The organism is Catenuloplanes sp. NPDC051500, from assembly GCF_044454585.1.
Taxonomy (GTDB): domain Bacteria; phylum Actinomycetota; class Actinomycetes; order Mycobacteriales; family Micromonosporaceae; genus Catenuloplanes.
Genome location: NZ_JBITDX010000002.1, coordinates 763871 through 785049 on the forward strand (window position 1 = coordinate 763871; position 21179 = coordinate 785049).

Sequence of the window (21179 nt, forward strand, 5' to 3'; positions counted from 1 at the left end):
GGTGGTGGTGTTTTTGTGGTCCTTTTTTTTATTTACCCCCCCCCCCCCCCGCCCCCCCCCCCCCCCCCCCCGACACCCCACCCAGCGAAAGTCGCAAGACAAAGCCCAAAAACAGCAAAAACAGCGAAGCCTTAAACCTCAAAGCCTATCAAGCACCGCCATCTCCCCATCACCAAGCTCAAAATCAAAAAGCGCAATATTCTCAGCAATCCGCTCCGCCCGCACCGACTTAGGAATCACCACAATCCCATGCTGAACATGCCACCGAAGAACAACCTGCGCCGGCGTACGCGAATGCCGCGCAGCAATCTCGGTAAGAGCAGGCGCCGTCAACGGCGTGCGCTTCAGGGAGCTGTACCCCTCGACAGTGACGTCACGGGCGTGGAGTTCCGCGAGGAGCGCCGCGTCGTGCTGGGCCGGGCTCCACGGGATCTGGTCGACGACGGGTGGGCGGCCGGTGGCCTTGATGAGTTCGTCGATCTGTTCGGGGGCGTAGTTGCTGACGCCGATGGAGCGGGCGAAGCCGTGGTCCTGGGCTCCGATGAGTTCGCGCCAGACCTCGGGGGCGGCGAGGCCGTTCGGGGGCCAGTGGATGAGCCAGAGGTCGACCTGTTGGAGGCCGAGTTTGCGGAGGCTGTCGGTGAGGGCCTGTTTTTCGCGGCCGGCGTCTTCGGCAAGGAGTTTGGTGGTGATGAAGACGTCGTCGCGGGGGACTCCGCTGTCGCGGAGGGCGCGGCCGACCTCGGCTTCGTTGTCGTACATGGTGGCGGTGTCGATGTGCCGGTAGCCGGCGTCGAGGGCGGCACGGGTGGCGTTGTAGGCCTCTTGACCGCGAATCCGCCAGGTGCCGAAGCCGACCATCGGCATCTCGGCGGTGGAACCGTCGGGTAGCGGAAGGGTGACCGTGGGAACCGTCATGTCACCCATCCTTGCCACAGATGGTGGTCGCGCGCCATCCAACCGCGTTATCGGGTGCTGAGCCGGCCTACGGCGGCGAGGCCGGGGTAGACCTCTGGCCGGGCGGGCATGCCTTCTTCAGGGCGCCAGGAGGCCATGTAGACGAGGCCGGGGTCGACCAGGTCGTAGCCGTCGAGGAGGGTGGCAACCTGCTGGCGGGAGCGCATGGTCATGGGGGTGGTGGTACGGGTGTAGAGCTCGCGGTGTTCGGCGGCGCGTTCGTTGCGTTCGCCGCGGGTGGCGTGGCAGAGGGCGAGGGCGCTGCCGGGGGCGGAGGCGTCGCGGTAGGCGGCGACGATGTGTGCCGGGTCGTCGGTGTCGCTGACGAAGTGCAGGACGGCGACCATCAGGATGGCGAGCGGCTTGTCGAAGTCGATTGTGGCGCGGATGCCGGGGTGGGTGAGGATGCTCCCGGGGTCGCGCAGGTCGGCTTGGATCATGGTGACGCCGGGCTCGTCGCGGAGGAGCGCGGTGCCGTGGGCGACGGCGATCGGGTCGTGGTCGACGTAGGCCACGCGGCAGGTGGGGTCGGCGGCGCGGGCGACCTCGTGGACGTTTCCGGCGGTGGGGATGCCCGAGCCGAGGTCGAGGAACTGGCGGATGCCCTGGCCGGCCAGGTACTGCACGGCGCGGCGCAGGAACGCGCGGTTGGCCCGCATGATCATCGGCAGTTCGGGCCAGCCGGCGATGGCCTGGTCGCCCATCTGCCGGTCGACAGCGAAGTTGTGGGCGCCGCCGAGGTAGTAGTCGTACACGCGGGCGGCGTTGGGCCGGTCCAGGTCCACGCCTTCCGGCACCCAGTCGACAGTCTCCATATGTAGATCTCCTGTCTGCGAGAACGATGTTGTGCAGGTTGATCTATACCCGGAACGCTACGCGCCGCGACACACTTGCAGGGGGCCGGATGAGAGGGGTCGTGGTGGTGAGCGTGCGTGCGAGGGTCTCCGCGGCGGTGATTGCGCTGCTCAGCGGCCTTACGCTGGCCGGCTCGGCAGCGCCGGTGGTGAGCGCGGAGCCGATGGTGGCGGCGCCGTCCTCCCCCGTGGTGACGGCTGCTCCGGAGCCGACGCCGACACCGGCGCCGGCCCCTGATGCGTTTCAGCGCAGCCTTGACGGCCTGGTCGCGGTGGACCGTTTCCCTGGGGTGATCGCGGCGGTGCTGGAGCCGGGGGACGGCGGGGTCCGGGACTACACGGCGGGCGTCGGGGATCTGGCGACCGGTGCGGCGCCGCCGGTGAACGGGTACGTCCGGATCGGCAGCAACACCAAGGCGTTCACCGCGGTGGTGGTGATGCAGCTGGTCGCGGAGGGGAAGGTGGAGCTGCGCCGGTCGATCGAGTGGTACCTGCCGGGGGTGGTGCCGCGCGGGAAGGACATCTCGGTGCGCCAGTTGCTGCAGCACACGAGCGGCCTGCCGAACTATACCGAGCACATGGAGGACGAGGACTTCGACGAGCGCCGGCACGTGTACCGCGCGCCGATGGAGCTGTTGAAGATCGCGTTCGCGCACGGGCAGGTGTTCCCGCCCGGGGCGGGCTGGCAGTACAGCAACACGGGGTACGTGGTGCTCGGCCTGATGATCGAGCGGATCACCGGGCGCCCGGTCGCGGAGGAGATCACCACGCGGGTGATCGACCGGCTGGGCCTGCGGGAGACGTATTTCCCGGCGGCCCGGGACGAGTCGATGCGCGCGCCGCATCCGCGGGGTTACGAGGAGGATCCGCGGGACGACGTCACCGAGTCGGATCCGTCGTGGGCGTGGTCGGCCGGCGCGATGATCGCCACGCCGCGCGATCTGAACACGTTCTTCCGCGCCCTGCTCGTGGAGGGCCGGCTTGTCGGCGCGCCGGAGCTGGCGGAGATGCGGACCACTGTGGACACCTATGACCAGATGTGGCCGGGCGTGCGCTACGGGCTCGGCCTGACCAGCACGCCGCTGAGCTGCGGCGGTGTCTACTGGGGGCACGGCGGCGACGTGCCGGGTTTCGAGACGCGCGGCGGTGTACGGGACGACGGCCGGGCGGCGCAGGTCGCGGTGACTGCGGGACCTGACGGGCGCGCGCAGCATCTGCACGTAGTCGCGGCGGTCGACCGGGCGCTGTGCGAGTAGGGGTTGCCCTACCCGCAGACGGTGACTACCACCATCGATTGTGCCGCCCGGGTTCGCGAGGCTTGGCGCATGACATTCCTCAGACGTACCGCCGCGTCGGTGGCGTTGATCGGCAGCATCGTGCTTGTCGCGCCGGCGCAGGCACAGGCCGGGCCGCCGAATCAGGTGCAGCGTGGCCTGGACTCGCTTGTGACCGCGGACGGCTTCCCCGGCGCGCTCGCCGCGGTCCGGCAGCGGGACGGGCGCACCCGCGACTACACGGCCGGGGTCGGCGATCTGCGCACCGGCGCCCGGCCGCAGACAGACGGCTATGTCCGGATCGGCAGCAACACCAAGACGTTCACGGCCGTGGTGGTGCTGCAGCTGGTCGGCGAGGGCAGGATCGGGCTGGACGAGCCGGTCGGGACGTACCTGCCGGGGCTGGTGCCGAACGGCGGGCAGATCACGGTCCGCCAGCTGCTGCAGCACACGAGCGGGCTGGCGAACTACACCGACTTCATCCCGGACGAGGAGTTGGAGACCGCGCTGCACCGCTACCGGGAGCCGCGGGAACTGCTCGACATCGCGTTCGCGCAGGCGCCGGACTTCGCGCCGGGCACGTCCTGGAAGTACAGCAACACCGGGTACATCGTGCTCGGCCTGCTGATCCAGCGGATTTCCGGGCGGCCGCTCGCGGAGCAGATCACCCAGCGGGTGATCGACCGGGCCGGGCTGCGCGAGACGTACTTCCCGGGCGTGGGCGACGAGTCGATCCGCACGCCGCACCCGCGCGGCTACGAGGGGCCGGAGCGCGTCGACCTGACCACGATGGACCCGTCGTGGGGCTGGGCGGCCGGCCAGATGATCGCCACGCCGAGTGACCTGAACCGGTTCTTCCGCGCACTGCTCGGCGGCAGTCTGCTCGGACCTGCCGAACTCGCACAGATGCGGACCACTGTGGACGCCTCGGCCGGCCTGTGGCCCGGCGCCCGCTACGGCCTCGGCCTGGCGAGCACGCCGCTGAGCTGCGGCGGAGTCTACTGGGGGCACGGTGGGGACATCCCCGGCTTCGAGACGCGCGGCGGCGCCACCGAGGACGGGCGGGCGGTCGCGATCGCGGTCACGTCCACGCCGTGGGAGGAAGCGGCCCACCAGCACGTGATCGACACCGTCGACGCGGCATTCTGCCGATAACCACAATCCTCCGGGGGTACGCCGCGGGCGTACCCCCGGTGGCGGTGTCTTCAGGAGGGTGGGAAGCGGAGGAGGCGGTCGTCGCCGTCGCGCACGTCGCCGCGGCCGTCCGTGTTTGACGTGCTGATCCAGAGCGCACCGTCCGGCGCGACCTCGACCGTGCGGATCCGGCCGTACTTCCCGGTGAACTGCGCGGCCGGCTCGCCGGTGTCCGTGCCGGTGCGCGGGATCGTCCACACCCGCTCGCCGCGCAGCGCGGCCACGTAGATCGTGTTGCCGGAGATCGCCATGCCGGACGGCGACGACTCCGAGGTGGCCCAGGTGACCTTCGGGTTGGCGAACTCGGCGTTCTTCGAGCCGCCCTCGACCTCCGGCCAGCCGTAGTTCTTACCGGCCTCGATCTGGTTGACCTCGTCCAGCCGGTTCTGCCCGAACTCGGTGGCCCACAGCTTGCCGTCCGAGTCCCAGGCCAGGCCCTGGACGTTGCGGTGGCCGAGCGAGTAGATCGGCGAGCCCTCGGTGGGGTTGCCGGGCGCGGCCTTGCCCTCCGGGGTGAGCCGCAGGATCTTGCCGTTCGGGCTGCGCGGGTCCTGGGCGCGGGGCTTCACGTTCGCGTCGCCGGTGCCGGCGTAGAGCATGCCGTCCGGGCCGAACGCGATCCGCCCGCCGTTGTGGATGTTCGCCTTCGCGATACCTGTGAACAGCTCCTCCGGGTCGCCGCTGACGCCCTTGCCGTCCGCGTTGACTGTGAAGCGCACGATCCGGTTGTCGTCCGCGGCGGTGAAGTAGGCGTAGAGCCAGCGGTCGGTGGCGAAGTCCGGGCTGACCGCGATGCCGAGCAGGCCGCCCTCGCCGCCCGGCTCCACGCCGGGGACCTCGTAGATCTCGGCCGCGGCGCCACCACCGGCCGGAACGTGCTTGATCTTGGCGGTCTCCCGCTCGGCCACGAACGCGGAGCCGTCGGCCAGGAACGTCAGGCCCCACGGCACGTCCAGGTTCTTCGCCATCTCCTTCGGGGCCGCGCCCAGGTTCGGCGGGCCGGCCGGGGTGGGCGACGCGGCGGACGGCGACGGTGCGGGCGCGTCCACCGACGCGGGTGGCGGTGGGGGTGCGCTGGTGGCGGCCGCCTCGGGCACCTCGTCCTCGCCGCAACCCGCCGCAAGCGCCACCACAAGTGCCAGTCCGAGGCCTATCCGTACCCGCTGCGTCATGCCCGACCTCCCGCGTGGTTTCCTTCTTCCTACCCGGTTCACCGGAACCGCGCTTGGTTCCCCGCACGCCTGGAGTCCCGTGTCCGCGTCCGAGTTCGTGCTCGCCCACACCCGGCTCGCGCCGGTGCCGTTCGTGCCCGAGGTGCGGTTGCACCTGGCGCAGGACGCGATCGATCTGTGGGAGCACACGGAGTCGCACACCGGGGAGTCCCAGCCGCCGCCGTTCTGGGCGTTCGCGTGGGCCGGTGGGCAGGCCGTCGCTCGTCACATCCTGGACTTTCCCGACATCGTACGCGGAAAGACAGTGCTCGACCTCGCCTCCGGGTCCGGGCTTGTCGCGGTCGCAGCAGCGCTGGCCGGCGCCCGGCACGTGATCGCGAACGACATCGACCCGTACGCGGTCGCCGCCATCACGCTCAACGCACAGGCCAACGCGGTACCTGGAACGGTGACGTCGAACGGCGAGGATCTGCTGGCCGGACCGGCTAGCCCGGACGTGGACGTGCTCCTCGCCGGCGACGTCTTCTACAGCAAGGAGATGTCCGGGCGGATGCTCGCGTTCCTGGAGCGCGCGGCCGCGTCCGGCACTGTTGTGCTGGCCGGAGACCCCGGGCGGGCCTATCTGCCACACGACCGGCTCACAGTGGTCGCCGGGTACGACGTACCGATGGTCGGGGCGCTTGAGAACGCGGACACCAAGCGCGCCACCGTGCTGCGCCCGTCGTCCCCCGTTTAGGCGTCAGGAACCCCGGGCCGGGGTTGCTCGTTGGCGCTGTATCCACACAAATCACCTCCCCGACGGTTTGCCGTGCGTCCGGCGCGCGGCGGTTCCCCGTGCCCGAAGGAGCTGGCTGCCGTGACCGGCCCAACGACGTCCCTCCGTGTCGGCGACACAGTCCACATCCCCGAGCCCGACTACTGCTACGGGCTCGGCACGCTCACCCTGCGGATAACCGCGATCGGCTCCGGCGCCCCCCGCCGGGACTGGATCCAGCTGCGCGGGATCCAGCTCGGCGAGGACGGCAGAGAGATCAAGGAGCGTGAGGTGCTGGCCCGGGTCGGCGGGATCAGGCGGGCCGATTGACCTCCCCGTTCCCGGTGCGGAGCCGGGAGTGCCGGTAGCCGTAGAGCGCGTAGATGACCAGGCCGGCCAGCAGCCAGAGCACGAACCGCAGCCAGGTGCTGCCCGGCAGGTCGGCCATCAGGTAGATCGCGAACCCGATCCCGAGCAACGGCAACACCGGGGACAGCGGCACCCGGTACGGCCGGGGCATGTCCGGCCGGGTCCGGCGCAGCACAAGCACCCCGATGTTGACCAGAACGAACGCGAACAGCGTGCCGATGTTTGTCAGCCGGACGATCTCGCCGAGCGGCACAAGCGCGGCCAGCACCGAGATCAGCAGGCCGAGCCCGGCCGTAAGCAGCACCGGCGTGCCGAACCGCGGGTGCAGCGTGGCCAGCCGGCGCGGCAGCAGTCCGTCCCGGCACATGCTGAAGAAGATCCGCGTCTGGCCGTAGAGGATCACCAGCACCACGCTTGTGATCGCGACGAGCGCGCCGAACGCCAGGATCGCGGCCGCCCAGGTGATGCCGGCCCCCTCGGAGAGCGCGGCGGCAAGCGGCGCGTCACTTCCGGACAGGACGTCCGAGCCCGCGATGCCGATCGCGCCGGCCGACACCAGCACGTAGAAGACCGTGCAGATGACGAGCGAACCGATGATCGCGATCGGCAGGTCCCGCGCCGGGTTGCGCGCTTCCTCGCTGCCGCAGGTGACCGCGTCGAACCCGATGAACGCGAAGAAGATGATCGCTGCGGCGCTGACCGCCCCGTCCCCGCCGTGCGGAAGCAGCGGCGTGAAGTTGCCGGAGTTGATCGCGGTGCAGGCCACGATGATGAAGAAGATCAGCACGACCAGCTTGACCACGACCATCACCAGGTTCGCCCGCGCGCTCTCCCGCACGCCGAACGCCAGCAGCGCGGTGATCGCCAGGACGATGAAGACGGCAGGCAGGTTGAACACGCCGTCCGGCGGCGACTGCGAGATCGCGTCCGGCAGCGCCACCCCGAACGCGGTGTCAAGGAACGCGTTGAGGTTCCCGCCCCAGCCGACCGCGATCGCGGCCACCGAGACGCCGTACTCAAGGATCAGGTCCCACCCGATGATCCAGGCGACCAGCTCGCCGAGCGTGGCGTAGCTGTAGGTGTAGGCGCTGCCGGAGACCGGCATCGACGACGACAGCTCCGCGTAGGAGAGCGCGGAGAACATGCAGGCGAGCGCGGCAAGCATGAACGAGAAGATCACTCCTGGGCCGGCCAGCGCGGCGCCCTCGCCGATCACCACGAAGATGCCGGTGCCGATGATCGCACCGACGCCGAGCGCGGTCAGTTGCACCGGGCCGACCGCGCGTTTGAGCGTCTGGCCCTCCACCTCGGTCTCGGCCACCAGCGAACGCACGTCCCGGGTGGCGAACAGTCTGCTGCGCAATCCCACGGAATCGACCATGGTCAACGCCTTACCCCGATGGAACGGATCACGGACTCGCGATTCATCTGATGCGCGATCGCGCGTTTCCGGGCAAAAAGATGCCGCCGGTACGGCTAGGGTAAACAATTTGTGAGCGGTCGCCTGAGCCTTTCCTGGGTCCATCAGGACCGGGCGCTGCTCTGCGACGGCAGCGGCGGCTATTCCTGGGTGGACCGCGACGATCCGCGACTCGCCGAGGTGCGGCTGCTGGCCGAGACCGGGCGCGTCGGGGACGTCACCGGCGGGCCGCGCGACAACCTGCTCATCCAGGGCGACTGCCGGGACGCGTGGCGCGCGCTGGTCCGCATCCCGGAGTGGGCGTCCGCCTACCGCGGCGCCGCCAAGCTCGTCTACCTCGACCCGCCGTTCAACACCGGGCAGACCTTCGCACAGTACGACGACGGCCTCGACCATTCGATCTGGCTCGCCATGATACGCGAGCGGCTGCTGCTGGCCCGCGAGTTGCTGGCCCCGGACGGCTCGCTCTGGGTGCACCTGGACGACGCGGAGAGCGCGTACTGCAAGGTGCTGCTTGACGAGATCTTCGGGCGGTCCAGCTTCGTCGCCACGGTCGTCTGGGAGAAGGACCGCGGCCGCCGCAACGACACCGACCTGTCCTCAGCCCACGACTACCTCCACGTGTACGCGCCGTCCGGCCCCGGCTGGCGCACGGTCCGGAACCTGCTGCCGCGCACCGCGCTCGTCGACGGCCGGTACCGCAACCCGGACGGCGACCCGCGCGGCCCATGGCTGCAGGGCGACAACGGCACGGCGAAGAGCGGCACCGAACGCAACCGGTTCGCGGTCGAACTGCCGTCCGGCCGGGTGGTCCGCCCGCCGGCCGGCTCCTACTGGCGGTTCAGCCCGGCCACGCTTCACGCGGCCCGCGCGGACGGCCGCGTCTGGTTCGGCCGCGGCGGCGACAGCCTCCCGGTGATCAAGCGGTACCGGCACGAGGTCCAGCCCGGCCTGGTCCCGCGCACCTGGTGGCCGGCCGAGGAGGTCGGCACGAACCAGGACGCCAAGCGCGACCACCTGCGCCGTCTCTTCCCGGGCACCGAACCGTTCGCCACCCCCAAGCCGGAACCGCTGCTGCGCCGGATCATCGAGATCGCCACCGACGCCGGCGACCTGGTGGTGGACGGTTTCGCCGGCTCCGGCACCACAGCGGCCGTGGCGCACAAGCTCGGCCGGCGCTGGGTCGCGGTCGAGCAGAGCGCGGCCACCGTCACCGGCTTCACGCTGCCCCGGCTGCGGATGGTGGTGGACGGCGCGGACCCCGGCGGCATCACCCGCGACTCGCGTGCCGAACCTGTCGCACCGCTTCCGGACGGCCTCACCCCGGCGGACGTGGCGGCCGCACGGCGTACCGTGGCCGCGCTGGCCGGCGCCCGGCTGCTTGACGGCGTCGGCGACGAGGCGCTCGGCACGCTGCACCGCCGCCTGCTCTCGGCCGCCCGCAGCCGGGAACGCGTGGTGCGCGAGTGGCCGGGCGGCGGCGGGTTCCGCACGCTTGCCGTCACTCCCGCGCGCTACGAGGTGACCGGCGGCCGGGTGCTGCTGGACGCGCTGCCGGCCGAGTTCGTCGCGGCCCAGCTGGGCTTCCGGCTCGCGCCGCGCGGGCCGTTCGCCGGCGTGCGAGGGCGGAACCGGCTCGCGGTCGTGGACGGCGTGGTCGACGAGCGGCTGGCGTCGGCCGCGGTGACAGCGCTGCGCCCGGACGAGACCGTCACCATCGTCGGCCGGGCGGTGCTGCCCGGGACGGCCGCCCATCTGCGCGCGCTGCGGCCGGGCTCACGCGTGCTGAAGGCCCCGGACGACCTGCTCCGCCACCGGCGGGTGCTGCGATGACCTGGCTACCCGGTCGCACGGACCGGTCGGCCGACACACCGGAGCGTGCTCCGATGAGCTGCCTGCCCTATGACGCGCGCACGGACACACGGATCGGCCCGCCAACGCACCGGAGCGTGCCCCGATGAGCTGGCTGCCCTATGACGCCGATCTGGTGGCGCAGATCGCGGCCGCGATGGACCTGCGGGAGCCGAACGCGGCCGCGCTGGCGGCGGCCGCCCGGGCGGTCGCGCCGGGCGACGGGAGCGAGGCGGTCTGCGAGCTGGCGACCGGTGTGGGTAAGTCGTATGTGAGCGCCGCGCTTGTCGAGTACCTGGCCGAGCGCGGTGTGCGGAACATCCTGATCGTCACGCCGGGCACCGCTGTGCACGAGAAGACGGTGGGCAACTTCACGCCCGGCCACCCGCGGTACGTGCCGGGTGGGGAGTGGACGCCCGCGATCGTGACCGGCCGGGCGCGCGGGCCGGCGCCGGACCCTGACTCGCTTACGCTCTACGTCTTCACGGTGCAGCAGCTCATCCGGCCCGGTGCGTCGGCCGGGCGGCGGCTGCACGCGCCGGATGAGGCGTGGGGTGCCGGGCTCTACCAGCGACTCGTGGAGACCGGCGACCTGGTGGTGATCGCGGATGAGCACCACGTCTACCGGGAGGCGGCGCGCGCGTTCGGGGCGGCGGTGCGGGAGTTGGCGCCGCGTGCGCTGATCGGCTTCACTGCCACACCGGACCGGGCGGACCGGGCCAGGGTGGTGTTCAGGTATCCGCTGGCATCCGCGATCACGGACGGGCTGGTGGCGGTGCCGGTGCTCGTCGGCGCGTCTCCTACGCCAGGCCCAGGCACTCCGATCTTGACCGGCAGGTCCCCCGCCACGACCGGCGGCTCACCCGTGACGCCGACCGGCGGCTCCCCCGCAACGCCGGACGGCGGCTCCCCCGCAACGCCGGACGGCGACACCGGTCGGGAACGGCGTCTCCATGACGACCGAGACCGTTTCGGCGACGACGACCGTGAGCGGCGGCTCCGGGATGCGTGCCGGCTGCGGGAGGCGAAGGAGCGTGCGTGGCACGGCTGGGCGGCGGCGCGCGGCGTACCCCCGATGACGCCGTTGATCTTTGTGGTGTGCCGTGCGATCGACGAGGCCGAGCAGGTCGCGGACGAACTGGCGGGGCTGCTGCCGGGGGCCGGGCGGGTGTTGCTCGTGACGTCGCGGTCGAGCGACGAGGCGTTGCGTGCGCTGGCCGGCGTGGAGGAGCAGGGGTCGCCGGTGCGTGCGGTGGTCGCGGTGGACAAGCTGAACTCGGGGTGGGACGTGCCGAACGTGGGTGTGATCCTGGCGCTACGGGCGCTCGCCTCGGAGACGCTCACCGAACAGATCCTCGGCCGTGGGCTGCGCCTGCCGTATGGGCGCCGGGTCGGGGTGCCGGCGGTGGACTCGATCGACGTGCTGACCCACGAGTCGTATCGGACGCTGCTGAGCAGCACGGACGCGTTGCGTGCGGCGCTGGCGCCGGGGTCCGCGGGGGTTGTCGCGCCGGACGGCGACGGCGGGGTGACGCTCACCGTCGGCGGGGCGCCGCTGCTGCGGATCAGCGGCTATGAGCGGGCGCTCGCGGCGGCGCGGGACCCGGGGCCTTCCTGCGGGGAGGCGGGTGAGGAGCCCGAACCGGCACTCGGTGTGGAGGGCGACGCTGCGGCGGTGACGGCTGGGCCGTTGCCTGCGACGCGGTTCTCGCTCGCGGCGGTGCCCGACTCCGCGGCCCGTGCGGCCGGCGAGGCCTCCGCGGCCCGTGCGGCCGGCGAGGCCTCCGCGGCCCGTGCGGCCGGCGAGGCCCGCGCGGCGCTGCTCGACTCCGTGGCCCGCGCAGCCGGCGCGGCGGAGCCCGGCTCCGCAGCCGGCACGGCAGGGCCCGACTCCACAGCCGGCACGGCAGAGTCCGACTCAGCAGCCCGTGCGGCCGTCGCGCCGCTGTCCGACTCCCCCGCGCGCATGGCCGACGTCGGAGATCTCGCCGCCCGCCTGCTCGCGTTGCCGCTGGTCGAGGCGACGCGGGCCGAGAGCGGCGAGGCGGAGCGGCTCGCCGCCGCCTACCTCGCCGGGGCGGCGACCCGGACGGCGGACGGCGGCGCCCATCAGGACACCGCCGCCGTCTACAGGACCACAGTCGCTGCCGACACCGCCGCTGCCGAGGCCGCCGCCGACGCGCTCGCCGAGGTCATCGCGGATGTGTACCGCCGGGTCAGGCGTCCTGGAGGGAGTCCTTGAGCTCGTCCTTGGTCATGTGGGAGCGGCCGGGCACCTCCGCGCGCTTCGCCTCCTCGTAGAGTTCGGCGCGGGTCATGTCGTCGAGGTCGTGCGCGCCGTCGTCGAGGCCGGACTCCTGGAGTTCGGCGTGGCGTTTGGTTTCGAAGGCGGTGCCGAGGCGCTCGAGTTCCGCCTCGTCGACCGCGTCGGCGAGCGCGGGAAGCAGCTCGGTCTCCTCCTCCTCGACGTGGTGGCGGACCGCTTCCAGGAACTCCTGGAGTGCGTCGTCGAAGTCTGGTGAGTCGGCCAGGCTGATCGCCTTGTGCAGCAGCGACTCGGCCTCGGAGTGTTCGTCGTAGCCGTGGTCTACCTCGTCGGCCTCGTCCGGCGCCGCCTTCTTGATGGCCGGGTAGACCTCCTGCTCCTCGGCGTGTGAGTGGGCCTCGAGCCGGTTCTCCACCTCCGTGAGCAGCGCCCGGCGGTCGCCGTCGCCGGCCTCCAGCTTCGCGAAGACCTGTTCCATCCGCTGGTGATCCTGCTTGATCGCCTCAACCGCGTCCATGAGTCACGCCCTTCCCCCGATGTTCGTGAACAGCGGCTAGGGCGTACCCGCTCAAATCGCCTTGAAACCACACAAAGCGCGGGGGTACGGCCGACAAGCCGTACCCCCGTGCCTCCCCCATCACTCCGGACAGCTCGTACCCCGTGGCGGCACGGTCAGGTCGACCAGGTAGCGGTCCACAAGCGCCTTCACGCACGACTGGGAGTAGGTCCCGTGCCGCACCCCCTCGTACGTGACCAGCACCCCCTCCGCCCCGAGCTGCCCGGCCACCCTGGTGGCCCACGCGTAGGCGCTGGCCGGGTCGAAGCGGGCGTTGATCAGCAGCATCGGCCGGTCCAAGCTGTGCACCGACACCACGTGCTGCGGGTTCCGCACCGGGACCGGCGCGCCGAGGCAGGCCGCGATGCCGAGCGCGGCAGCGACCGGCAGCAGGTCCGGCGCGACCCGGCGGGCGTCGTCGAGCAGCGCCCGGTACTCCGCGAAGGACCGGACCGGCAGCGCCCAATCGGCGCAGAACACGTTCGTCGCCATCGGTGGCAGCGAGACGCCGCCGTGCTCGCCGCGCGCCACCTTCGCCGCCAGCCCGGCGAAATCGCCCTGGTAGAACGCCCGGAACGCCATCACGTCCCGGTCGAAGCCGGCCGGCAGCGCGTTCCAGACCGCGCGTACGTCCTGGCCGTGCAGCGCGCAGCTCACTGTCGCGTCGCACCAGGCCACCCAGCGGTCGAAGATCGCCTGCCCGTTGACTGCCTGCGACATCGTGAACGCCCGCGTGTCAAGGCCATGGTCGACCACGCTCTCCGCGACGATCGCCCGCACCCGCCCGGGGAACAGCTCCGCGTACTGCTGAGCCAGCAACGAGCCGTAGGAGCTGCCGTGGAAGGTCAGCTGCCGGTCACCGAGCGCGGCACGCAGCGCGTCCAGGTCACGGGCCGCGCTCGCGGTGTCCGCATGCCTGTAGACAGGCACGTCCCGGCAGGCGTCCCGCTGCCGCGCGTTGTAGTCGCGCATCTCCGCGAACGCGGCCGGACTGTCCATGATCACCGGCGGGCGCGCCTCGGTCTCCGCGCACACGCCGACGCCGCGCGGGTCGAAGCTGACGACGTCGAACCGGGCGAACAGCTCCGTGCTGAACCTGTTGTGGTCAAGGATCCGCTGCACGCCCGAGTCGCCCGGTCCGCCGGGACCGAACACGAGCGACCCGATCCGATGCTCCCGATCCGGGGCGGTCCGGCGCGCGAGCGGAAGCGCGAACGTCTCACCGCGCGGCCGGGACCAGTCGACAGGCAACTCAAGCGTGCCGCACTCCGCGGTGTCGTCCGCCTCGCACGCATGCCAGTCGATCGATCGCGGATGCGCGCTCGCCGGGGCAACCGCAAGACCCACAAGCAGCAGAGCCATCAATTGTACGGAGAGGAGCCGTCGCATGTGGCCAATCGTGCTCGGTCGATGACCTGCGGGGAATCCGGTCTTTCCCGGGGTCGTGTCAGGGGGTTCCCAGTAGGACGAGGAGGCCGCCGACCCCGGGCACAAGCGAGGAGAGCCGGGTGGGTCGGGAGAGGCCGGGCAGCCGGAACGCGGCGATGATCACGAAGAGATAGGCGCAGCCGTGGAGCGGGCCGGTAAGCGAGGCGATCGCGGGCAGGTGCACTGTGGCGAGGTTCGCCAGCAGCACAAGCAGGGAGAACGCCTCGACCGCGGCCGCGATTCTGAGCAGGCGGTGCATGCGCTCACGCACCGGTCGTGGAGCCGGGACGGACGACCATCAGCACCGTGACGACCGCCCAGAGCAGGTTGAACATGCCGGTGACCATCGCCAGCCGCGGGACGGCCCGCGCCGCGACCGCCTTCACACCGGCCGATGCCGCGCCACGGGCCACGTCGCTGCCGCTCTGTGCCGCGTCGGGAGCAGTCGCGCTGGTAGCCGGCGCCCCGTCGCTGGTGGGTGTCTCTGCCGTGTCCAGTGCGGCGGCCAGGGCTGCCTGGCGGGGCAGGACGGCCAGGATGAGCAGCAGGGCGGCGGCCGCGGTCAGGGCCATCGAGGTCAGCAGCCAGGCATCAGTGAGCACGCCGAGGCTGCTGGCGGTGGCGATGCCGAAGACCGGGACCGCGACGCCGACGACCGCGTAGACGCGGCAGATCCGGTGCAGCAGCCGGAGCCAGGAGGCGGCCTGCGGGTCCGGCGGGTCGGCCAGCGCACGCCGGGCCACGGCCGGGAACATGCTGGCCGCCACCGTGATCGGGCCGATAGCGATGATCGCCGCGAGCACGTGCACGGCGAGGAGGAACTTCGTCACCGCGACGACGGTAGAGGGCCTCCCGCTCCGCGGGGAGTGGCTGGAATGCCGCGTTGCAACGGATTTTCGCCAGCGCTCCTTGCCCTGGCCGGAGAACCAGGATCCCATCGGTGGATGGTTGAATTCTCGCCATGCATACCGTTGCCGTGCTCGCGCTGGACGGAGTGGTGCCGTTCGACCTCGCGACGCCGCTTGAGGTGTTCGGGCGGGTGCGGCTGCCGGACGGGCGCACGCCGTACCGTGTGCTGGTCTGCGCTCTTGATCGTGAGGTGGAGGCGGGCGCGTTCACGCTTCGCGCCCGGCACGGGAGGGCCGACCTCGCGGCCGCGGACACGATCATGGTGCCGGGGCTCACCGACCCGGACGCGCCGGTGCCGCCGGAGGCGCTTGACGCGTTGCGCGCCGCGGCCGCCAGGGGGACCAGGATCGCGTCGATCTGCTCGGGCGCGCTTGTGCTCGCACAGACCGGGCTGCTTGACGGGCGGCGCGCCACCACCCACTGGCTGGCCGCGGAGCTGCTTGCCGCACGGCATCCGGAGATCGAGGTCGACGCGGACGTGCTCTACGTCGACGAGGGGCAGGTGTTGACGTCCGCGGGCGCGGCCGCCGGGCTCGACCTGTGCCTGCACCTGATCCGGCGGGACCACGGCTCGGCCGTCGCGGCGGACGCGGCCCGGCTGTCAGTGATGCCGCTCGAACGCGAGGGCGGGCAGGCGCAGTTCATCGTGCAGCCGCTGCCGGCCACGCCGCGCGGCTCGGAGCTGGAGCCGCTGCTGCGCTGGCTTGAGGAGCACGCACACCGGGAGTTGACGCTCGACGACATGGCGCGCCAGGCCGGCATGAGCACGCGCACGCTCAACCGGCATTTCCGCGAACAGCTGGGCAGCACGCCGCTGCAGTGGCTGCTCCGGGCGCGGGTGCGCCGGGCGCAACACCTGCTCGAGACGACCGGGCATGCGGTGGACAGGATCGCGGGGCAGGTCGGGTTCGGGTCGCCGACCGCGTTCCGCGAGCGCTTCCGGCGGACCGTGGGGACCAGCCCGGCCGCCTACCGGTCCGCGTTCCGGGTGCAGAGACGCGAACGGGACCCACAACTGTAGACCCCAGGCGACGGCGGCGGGCGATCTTCCCGGAACACGGCGATCAGCTGCTCGCGTACACCCAGAATGCTCCTGTTTGGATCGATTCTTCTGGGGGTCACCGGTGAAGTTCCGCTCGCTCGCCACCGCGATGGTCACGGCCGTCCTCGTCGCCGTCGCGGCGCCACCGGCACCCGCCTCGGCCACGGCCGCCAGCACCTGCCGGCCCGGCATCCCACCGCAGGCCGCGCCGACCGACTCGTTCTACGCCGCGCGCGGCGAGCTCGGGCCGGAGCAGCTGCCCTCGGCGGAGCCGACCGGCTCGCTGATGACCGGCTACCGCCGCTTCGGCGGGCTGGACCGCGACGACTTCACCGCGCGGTACCGCACCGCGCAGGGCTGGGCATATCCGCCGGAGGACGGCTTTCTCATCCTTCGTGGCGTAGCAGTCCGCTATGAGCAGACGATGGTCGAGGGCGCGCGGATCGACAGGTTCGGCTACCCGGGCGGCCGGTACCTGGCGCCTGTCGACACGCTCTACCTCCAGCGGGCGCTGCCGCCGCAGAACCTGAACACGCCCCTCGGCGCGCCGGCCAGCAACTACCACGTCTACTGCGTGCTGCGCTCCTTCACCGTCGAGGCGGGGCCGATCGCGCCCTGGTTCGGGCAGCCCGGCCTCGGCCTCCAGTACAAACTTGACGGCGACCTCCTCCCCGCCGCCGCCGACCACATCTCCGTCAGCTGGCTCCTCACCAACGGCTACCTGGTCGAGGAGGACCCGGCCGCCGCCTGACGTCAGTCTCGGGGGAGGGCTGCGCGGCGGCGGGAGACCTCGGCGATGGCGCCCCAGTCCTGGTCGGCGTCGCCGTAGGCGAGGGCGTCGAGGAAACTGTCGCGGAGGATGCCGGCGAAGGGCATCGGGACACGGGCGTCGAAGCCGGCGGTGAGCCCGAGGGTGACGTCCTTGAGGCCGAGCGGGAGGCGGAAGTTCGCCGGCTGGTAGCTGTTGTTCGCGATCATTCCGCCGTAGGTGCCGTAGACCGGGCCGGGAAAGATGCTGTTGGTCAGCACGTCGACAAGCACTGCTGGCGCGACGCCGTGCGCCTCGGCCAGCGCGGCGGCCTCGCCCAGCGCCTCGATCGCCGACGCGATCAGGAAGTTGGCCGAGATCTTGGCGATGGCGGCCTGGTCGGGCGACTCGCCCAGGTTCCAGGTGTGCTTGCCCATCGCGTCGAACAGCGGCGCCACCGTCGCCAGGTGCGCGGCGGGGCCGGACGCGAGGATATTCAGGTTGCCCGCCTCCGCGACCTCGATGCGGCCGAGCACCGGCGCGCTGACGTATCCGATGCCGTGGTCGGCATGCAGCGCGGCGGCCTCCCGGGACAGCGCGACCGAGACCGTGGCCATGTTGACGTGGACTGTCGCGGCGGCGCCGGCCAGCAGCGTCTCGTCAAGCAGGATTGCGCGGACCGCGGCGTCGTCGGCAAGCATGGAGAGCACCACGCCGGCCTGCCAGACCTCGGCGACCGAGCCGGCCGCGACAGCCCCGTCCGCCACCGAGGCCGCGACCGGTTCCGGGGACCGGTTCCAGACGCGCACCGAGTGGCCGGCGCGGATCAGGTTGGCCACCATCGGCCGGCCCATGCCGCCGAGTCCGATGAAACCGACGTCCATGAGGTCCTCGTTTCGCAGATTGTGCAGGTGCGAGGGCGAGGCTACCCGTTCCTGGACACGGCCGCGGGCTGTGAGCGCTCACAGCGTACCGGCGAGGGCTTTTGAATTTGGGGTTGAGCGTCTACTGTGAGCGCTCACAGATATATTGACGATCTTCGTCATGAGGGAGGCAGAACCTCATGTCCCTGCGAACCGTCCTCGGCGCGTTCCTCACCGGCCTTGTCGGCGCCGGCCTGATCGCGGCGCCGGCCCAGGCGAGCACGCTCTCCATGCGCGGCGCCGACGTGTCCACGCTCCAGCGCGCCACCGACCTCGGCGCGAAGTACTACACGGCTGCCGGCGTGCAGGCCGACCCGCTCGACATCCTGAGCGGCGCGGGTGTCAACTACATCCGGCTGCGGGTGTGGGTGAACCCGGCCAGCGGCTACAACAACGCGGCGAAGGTGCTTGCCTACGCGAGGACCGTGAAGGCGAAGGGCTTCAAGCTGCTCGTCGACTTCCATTATTCGGACACCTGGGCCGACCCGGGGGTGCAGACGAAGCCTGCCGCGTGGACGGGGCACGGGCTCAGCGCGCTGGCCACGGACGTCTACAACCACACGTACGGCGTCTGCAACAGCCTGAAGGCGCAGGGCACCACGCCGGACAGCATCCAGATCGGCAACGAGATCAACGTCGGGATGCTGTGGAACGACGGCAAGGTGGTGAACAACAACTTCGGTCCGCTTGCCACGCTCCTCAAGTCCGGCTACAACGCGGTGAAGGCGTGCAACAGCGGGACGCAGGTGATCATCCATACCGCGAACTCGGACAGTCTGGCCCACGCGCGCTGGTTCTACGACGGCATCAGAGCGGCCGGCGTGACCTGGGACGTGACAGCGCTGTCCTACTACTGCAACTGGCACGGCACGATGTCCAACCTGACCACAGTCATCGCGGACACGCTCTCCCGGTACGGCAGGCCGGTGATCCTTGCGGAGACGGCCGCGCCGTTCACCACGGGCAACGCGGACAGCACCGGGAACAGCATCACCACGGCCTGCCCCGGGTACGCGGCGACCTGGGCCGGACAGGGCGCGGCCTTCACCGCGGTGCAGAACGCGGCGAAGGCCGGCGGCGCGATCGGCGTCTTCTACTGGGAGCCGACCTGGTACGCGGTCCCCGGCAACGGCTGGGACCCCTACAACATCCAGAACTCCGGCGACGGCTGGGACAACATGGCGGTCTTCAACTGGACCGGCGTGTTCAACTCGCAGGTCCGCTGGATCAGCTGAGCGTGGTGGCGGGGCCGTGCGCCCCGCCCCTCCGTTACGGCTCCAGCCAGGTCTCGGTCCGTTCCCAGCCGTGACCGGTGCTGATCAGACAGCGGCCGTCACCGTTCCGGGCGACCGCTGTGCCGTCCGTGAACATGTCCAGGCCCACGGCCGCGAACTCCTCCTGCATCCGTCCGCCGCCCGGCGCGAACGCCCAGATGCCGTCGTACCGGGTCGCGACCGCGAGCACACCCTCGCCGCGCGCCTGGATCATCGACGCCTCCGCCGCGTCGAACGGCGTCTCGTCACTCTGCGGGATCTGCCCCGCGACCTCTGTCACGCTCCGCCCGTCGCCGCCCTCCACGACCTGGCGTTCACCATCGTGGGTCAGCCGCCAGACGCGGACCGGATCGCCGGCCACCAGCCAGGCGTCGCCGTCGATCGGGGAGACCGTCAGCCGGATCGGGTCCGCGCTCTCCTTCGTCACCGGCGCGTCCCAGGTCTTGCCACCGTCCGCCGACGAGCTGACCCGGACCGCGCCGCCGTCCTGCCCCAGCAGCCAGGTGCGGCCGTCGCCGGCCCGTGCGAGCTGCGTCAGCCGGCCCATTCCCGCCGGGACCTCCGGCTTCACGATCGTGGTCAGGTCGGTCACCTCGGGCCGATCGCAGGTCAGCGCGTCCGGGCCGCCGTAGGTCTCCTGGCCCGGGCACTCCAGGATCAGGTCGCCGCCGAACGTCAGCAGCAGCTCGGGCGGGCCCGGCAGCGCGGGCATCACGATGCTCGCGCCGGTCTCCGGCAGGATCTGCTCGATGGTGTCGCCGCCCGGCTCGCGCAGGTAGACCGTCCCGCGTGGAGAGACGATCAGCTCCGCGTCCCGCAACCCCTCGCCGCCCGGCCGGAGCTGCCAGGTGTTGCCCTGATCTTTGGAGACCGCCAGGCCCGGCAGGACGGAGCAGAGTTCCCCGGCGCAGGTCCCGGTGGAGTAGGCCCAGACCGCACCGGGTCCGAAGCCGAACTGCAGCCCGGCCCGATACCCCCAGCCAGGGATGTAGGGCCGGTACGGGCTAGTCTCCTCGATCACCGTTTCCGGGCCCGGGCCTGGGGACGCATCGCCCAGTGCCAGCGCGCCGACCGGGGCACCCACCAGCAGCACCAGCGCGCCCGCCAACACCCCGGTCCACAGTCGCCGCCCGCGCCGCCACCCTCGGACGGTCAGCTCGCCGACCGGCACCGGCCGGAACGTCGGCGCGACGGAGGCCTCGAAACGGGTGAAGACATCGTCCAGACGATCAGCCATGACGCACCTCCGGCAGCAGCAGAATCGGGTTGTCGAGCCGGGCGGCCAGCGCGGTCCGGCCGCGGGTCAGCCAGGAGCGGACCGTCCCCTCGGCCGCCCCCTCCTGCACCGCGATCTCCGCGGTGCTCAGCCCGCCGAGGTAGTGCAGGACCACGGCGCGGCGCTGGCGGGCCGGCAGCGAGGCGAGCGCGCGAACCAGGTCCACATGGTCCGGTTCCGGGCCGGCGACGAGGGACTCACGCTGGCCGGCCAGGTACCGGAACGCGGTCTGCATACGGCGGAGCCGGCTGGTGGCGAGGTTCCAGGCGACCCGGCGGACCCAGGCGGCAGGGTCGTCGTACCCCTGCATGCTCGGCCAGCGTTCCAGCGCGCGGCAGAACGCCTCCTGCGTCAGGTCCTGGGCCTCCGCATGATCGCCGAGGTACGCGTAGAGCTGCACGGCCAGCCGGTGGAAGTGTCCGCGGTACAACTCCGCGAACTCCTCGGGCGGGTGATCGACCATCAGGCGTACTCCTGTGGAGTGGGAACGTGTCGAGGTGACACGCGCCGGTACGCGGGATTGCTGCACTGTCCACATCTCGCCATGTCGCCTCTGCGGCAGCCTGTGCGGTGGGCGTTGCCGGGTCCACCCTTACAGACTGTTATCCGCAGGCCGATATCCGGAGGTGAGCGCGGTGACCCCTTTCAGTGGCGACGAGTACGAGCCGGTGCCGGCGTACGCCGCGCCCGAGCCCGACTACGAGCCCGCCCCGGCCCCGCGCAGGTCGTTCGCGCCGCGCCGGCCGTGGGCCGCCCGCACCTGGTACCGGCCGGCGCCGGGCACGCCGTGCTTCTGCGGGTGCCCGCAGCGGACCTCCTAGTGTTCTGTCTCGTAAATAGGTAGTCGGTTGGTACGGTGGCGGTTGTGAATCGTGCCGCCGCGCCTTTGGTGCTTGATCCGGGTCAGCGTGA

Annotated in this window: 21 protein-coding genes; 10 read left to right on the top strand and 11 right to left on the bottom strand. The window is 71.5% G+C overall.

The genetic code is table 11. The features are described from left to right. Positions 1–138 precede the first annotated feature (138 nt). Both ACIA8K_RS06390 and ACIA8K_RS06395 read right to left on the bottom strand, forming a co-directional pair. Positions 139–918 carry an aldo/keto reductase gene (locus ACIA8K_RS06390; RefSeq protein WP_396055582.1) on the bottom strand — a complete coding sequence of 260 codons (780 nt, stop codon included), beginning with the start codon at positions 916–918 and terminating at the stop codon, positions 139–141. Between the two features lie 47 nt (positions 919–965). Further along, complete coding sequence (locus ACIA8K_RS06395) at positions 966–1772, bottom strand: SAM-dependent methyltransferase (RefSeq protein WP_396055584.1); 807 nt, start codon at positions 1770–1772, stop codon at positions 966–968. A gap of 89 nt (positions 1773–1861) precedes the next feature. Here ACIA8K_RS06395 and ACIA8K_RS06400 point away from each other — a divergent pair, with 89 nt between their 5' ends. After that, positions 1862–3067 carry a serine hydrolase domain-containing protein gene (locus tag ACIA8K_RS06400; RefSeq protein WP_396055586.1) on the top strand — a complete coding sequence of 402 codons (1206 nt, stop codon included), beginning with the start codon at positions 1862–1864 and terminating at the stop codon, positions 3065–3067. Positions 3068–3136: 69 nt separating this feature from the next. Continuing rightward, complete coding sequence (locus ACIA8K_RS06405; protein ID WP_396055588.1) at positions 3137–4240, top strand: serine hydrolase domain-containing protein; 1104 nt, start codon at positions 3137–3139, stop codon at positions 4238–4240. Positions 4241–4290: 50 nt separating this feature from the next. Here ACIA8K_RS06405 and ACIA8K_RS06410 read toward each other — a convergent pair whose 3' ends face one another. After that, positions 4291–5451 (bottom strand): PQQ-dependent sugar dehydrogenase, encoded by a 1161-nt coding sequence (locus ACIA8K_RS06410; RefSeq protein ID WP_396055590.1) that lies wholly within the window; start codon positions 5449–5451, stop codon positions 4291–4293. Between ACIA8K_RS06410 and ACIA8K_RS06415 the strand changes: the two genes are divergently transcribed. Together ACIA8K_RS06415 and ACIA8K_RS06420 are read left to right on the top strand one after the other, a co-directional pair. Continuing rightward, positions 5450–6187, top strand: coding sequence for a class I SAM-dependent methyltransferase (locus ACIA8K_RS06415; protein ID WP_396055592.1), 738 nt, complete (start codon positions 5450–5452; stop codon positions 6185–6187). The two genes, ACIA8K_RS06410 and ACIA8K_RS06415, sit on opposite strands and share 2 nt — an antisense overlap. Before the next feature lie 120 nt (positions 6188–6307). Continuing rightward, positions 6308–6535 carry a hypothetical protein gene (locus tag ACIA8K_RS06420; RefSeq protein ID WP_396055594.1) on the top strand — a complete coding sequence of 76 codons (228 nt, stop codon included), beginning with the start codon at positions 6308–6310 and terminating at the stop codon, positions 6533–6535. On the opposite strand, the gene ACIA8K_RS06425 is transcribed toward ACIA8K_RS06420, so the two are convergent. Beyond that, positions 6519–7955 (bottom strand): amino acid permease, encoded by a 1437-nt coding sequence (locus tag ACIA8K_RS06425; protein WP_396055596.1) that lies wholly within the window; start codon positions 7953–7955, stop codon positions 6519–6521. The genes ACIA8K_RS06420 and ACIA8K_RS06425 overlap by 17 nt on opposite strands. Positions 7956–8066: 111 nt before the next feature. On the opposite strand from ACIA8K_RS06425, the gene ACIA8K_RS06430 reads away from it, so the two are divergent. Together ACIA8K_RS06430 and ACIA8K_RS06435 are read left to right on the top strand one after the other, a co-directional pair. Continuing rightward, entirely contained in the window at positions 8067–9827 is a 1761-nt protein-coding gene (locus ACIA8K_RS06430; protein ID WP_396055598.1) for a site-specific DNA-methyltransferase, read from the top strand. Positions 9828–9951: 124 nt separating this feature from the next. Then, the gene (locus ACIA8K_RS06435) at positions 9952–12087 is read left to right on the top strand and encodes a DEAD/DEAH box helicase (protein WP_396055600.1); all 2136 of its coding nucleotides are present in this window, start codon (positions 9952–9954) and stop codon (positions 12085–12087) included. Here the strand turns inward: ACIA8K_RS06435 and ACIA8K_RS06440 are convergent. The 4 genes from ACIA8K_RS06440 to ACIA8K_RS06455 all read right to left on the bottom strand — a co-directional run bounded on the left by ACIA8K_RS06440 (position 12062) and on the right by ACIA8K_RS06455 (position 14925). Next, positions 12062–12628 (bottom strand): hemerythrin domain-containing protein, encoded by a 567-nt coding sequence (locus ACIA8K_RS06440; RefSeq protein WP_396055602.1) that lies wholly within the window; start codon positions 12626–12628, stop codon positions 12062–12064. The genes ACIA8K_RS06435 and ACIA8K_RS06440 overlap by 26 nt on opposite strands. Before the next feature lie 120 nt (positions 12629–12748). Continuing rightward, positions 12749–14056: an alpha/beta hydrolase gene (locus ACIA8K_RS06445; RefSeq protein WP_396055604.1), complete on the bottom strand. Its 1308-nt coding sequence runs from the start codon at positions 14054–14056 to the stop codon at positions 12749–12751. A gap of 58 nt (positions 14057–14114) precedes the next feature. Then, positions 14115–14354, bottom strand: coding sequence for a DUF3817 domain-containing protein (locus ACIA8K_RS06450; protein WP_396055606.1), 240 nt, complete (start codon positions 14352–14354; stop codon positions 14115–14117). 4 nt (positions 14355–14358) lie between these two features. Further along, on the bottom strand, positions 14359–14925 hold the full coding sequence (locus ACIA8K_RS06455; protein ID WP_396055608.1) for a hypothetical protein: 567 nt from the start codon (positions 14923–14925) through the stop codon (positions 14359–14361). 131 nt (positions 14926–15056) lie between these two features. Here ACIA8K_RS06455 and ACIA8K_RS06460 point away from each other — a divergent pair, with 131 nt between their 5' ends. Continuing rightward, positions 15057–16025 carry a GlxA family transcriptional regulator gene (locus tag ACIA8K_RS06460; protein WP_396055610.1) on the top strand — a complete coding sequence of 323 codons (969 nt, stop codon included), beginning with the start codon at positions 15057–15059 and terminating at the stop codon, positions 16023–16025. A gap of 76 nt (positions 16026–16101) precedes the next feature. Then, complete coding sequence (locus tag ACIA8K_RS06465; protein ID WP_396055612.1) at positions 16102–16797, top strand: TNT domain-containing protein; 696 nt, start codon at positions 16102–16104, stop codon at positions 16795–16797. A gap of 2 nt (positions 16798–16799) precedes the next feature. Here ACIA8K_RS06465 and ACIA8K_RS06470 read toward each other — a convergent pair whose 3' ends face one another. Further along, complete coding sequence (locus tag ACIA8K_RS06470; RefSeq protein ID WP_396055614.1) at positions 16800–17678, bottom strand: NAD(P)-dependent oxidoreductase; 879 nt, start codon at positions 17676–17678, stop codon at positions 16800–16802. A gap of 179 nt (positions 17679–17857) precedes the next feature. Here ACIA8K_RS06470 and ACIA8K_RS06475 point away from each other — a divergent pair, with 179 nt between their 5' ends. Continuing rightward, entirely contained in the window at positions 17858–18952 is a 1095-nt protein-coding gene (locus ACIA8K_RS06475) for an arabinogalactan endo-beta-1,4-galactanase (RefSeq protein ID WP_396055616.1), read from the top strand. Positions 18953–18986: 34 nt separating this feature from the next. Here ACIA8K_RS06475 and ACIA8K_RS06480 read toward each other — a convergent pair whose 3' ends face one another. Continuing rightward, positions 18987–20228: a hypothetical protein gene (locus tag ACIA8K_RS06480; RefSeq protein WP_396055618.1), complete on the bottom strand. Its 1242-nt coding sequence runs from the start codon at positions 20226–20228 to the stop codon at positions 18987–18989. Beyond that, on the bottom strand, positions 20221–20730 hold the full coding sequence (locus ACIA8K_RS06485; protein WP_396055620.1) for an RNA polymerase sigma factor: 510 nt from the start codon (positions 20728–20730) through the stop codon (positions 20221–20223). Before ACIA8K_RS06485 ends, ACIA8K_RS06480 begins: the two co-directional genes overlap by 8 nt. 172 nt (positions 20731–20902) lie before the next feature. Between ACIA8K_RS06485 and ACIA8K_RS06490 the strand changes: the two genes are divergently transcribed. Then, positions 20903–21088: a hypothetical protein gene (locus tag ACIA8K_RS06490; RefSeq protein ID WP_396055622.1), complete on the top strand. Its 186-nt coding sequence runs from the start codon at positions 20903–20905 to the stop codon at positions 21086–21088. Positions 21089–21179: the final 91 nt, after the last annotated feature.

What these genes read in the sequence shown, in the direction of transcription:
- ACIA8K_RS06485 (WP_396055620.1), bottom strand. Translation starts at nt 20,730, where the DNA reads ATGGTCGATCACCCGCCCGAGGAGTTCGCGGAGTTGTACCGCGGACAC.
- ACIA8K_RS06395 (WP_396055584.1), bottom strand. Translation starts at nt 1,772, where the DNA reads ATGGAGACTGTCGACTGGGTGCCGGAAGGCGTGGACCTGGACCGGCCC.
- ACIA8K_RS06400 (WP_396055586.1), top strand. Translation starts at nt 1,862, where the DNA reads ATGAGAGGGGTCGTGGTGGTGAGCGTGCGTGCGAGGGTCTCCGCGGCG.
- ACIA8K_RS06410 (WP_396055590.1), bottom strand. Translation starts at nt 5,451, where the DNA reads ATGACGCAGCGGGTACGGATAGGCCTCGGACTGGCACTTGTGGTGGCG.
- ACIA8K_RS06475 (WP_396055616.1), top strand. Translation starts at nt 17,858, where the DNA reads ATGTCCCTGCGAACCGTCCTCGGCGCGTTCCTCACCGGCCTTGTCGGC.
- ACIA8K_RS06460 (WP_396055610.1), top strand. Translation starts at nt 15,057, where the DNA reads ATGCATACCGTTGCCGTGCTCGCGCTGGACGGAGTGGTGCCGTTCGAC.
- ACIA8K_RS06470 (WP_396055614.1), bottom strand. Translation starts at nt 17,678, where the DNA reads ATGGACGTCGGTTTCATCGGACTCGGCGGCATGGGCCGGCCGATGGTG.
- ACIA8K_RS06440 (WP_396055602.1), bottom strand. Translation starts at nt 12,628, where the DNA reads ATGGACGCGGTTGAGGCGATCAAGCAGGATCACCAGCGGATGGAACAG.
- ACIA8K_RS06480 (WP_396055618.1), bottom strand. Translation starts at nt 20,228, where the DNA reads ATGGCTGATCGTCTGGACGATGTCTTCACCCGTTTCGAGGCCTCCGTC.
- ACIA8K_RS06450 (WP_396055606.1), bottom strand. Translation starts at nt 14,354, where the DNA reads ATGCACCGCCTGCTCAGAATCGCGGCCGCGGTCGAGGCGTTCTCCCTG.
- ACIA8K_RS06390 (WP_396055582.1), bottom strand. Translation starts at nt 918, where the DNA reads ATGACGGTTCCCACGGTCACCCTTCCGCTACCCGACGGTTCCACCGCC.
- ACIA8K_RS06435 (WP_396055600.1), top strand. Translation starts at nt 9,952, where the DNA reads ATGAGCTGGCTGCCCTATGACGCCGATCTGGTGGCGCAGATCGCGGCC.
- ACIA8K_RS06405 (WP_396055588.1), top strand. Translation starts at nt 3,137, where the DNA reads ATGACATTCCTCAGACGTACCGCCGCGTCGGTGGCGTTGATCGGCAGC.
- ACIA8K_RS06425 (WP_396055596.1), bottom strand. Translation starts at nt 7,955, where the DNA reads ATGGTCGATTCCGTGGGATTGCGCAGCAGACTGTTCGCCACCCGGGAC.
- ACIA8K_RS06445 (WP_396055604.1), bottom strand. Translation starts at nt 14,056, where the DNA reads ATGCGACGGCTCCTCTCCGTACAATTGATGGCTCTGCTGCTTGTGGGT.
- ACIA8K_RS06415 (WP_396055592.1), top strand. Translation starts at nt 5,450, where the DNA reads ATGCCCGACCTCCCGCGTGGTTTCCTTCTTCCTACCCGGTTCACCGGA.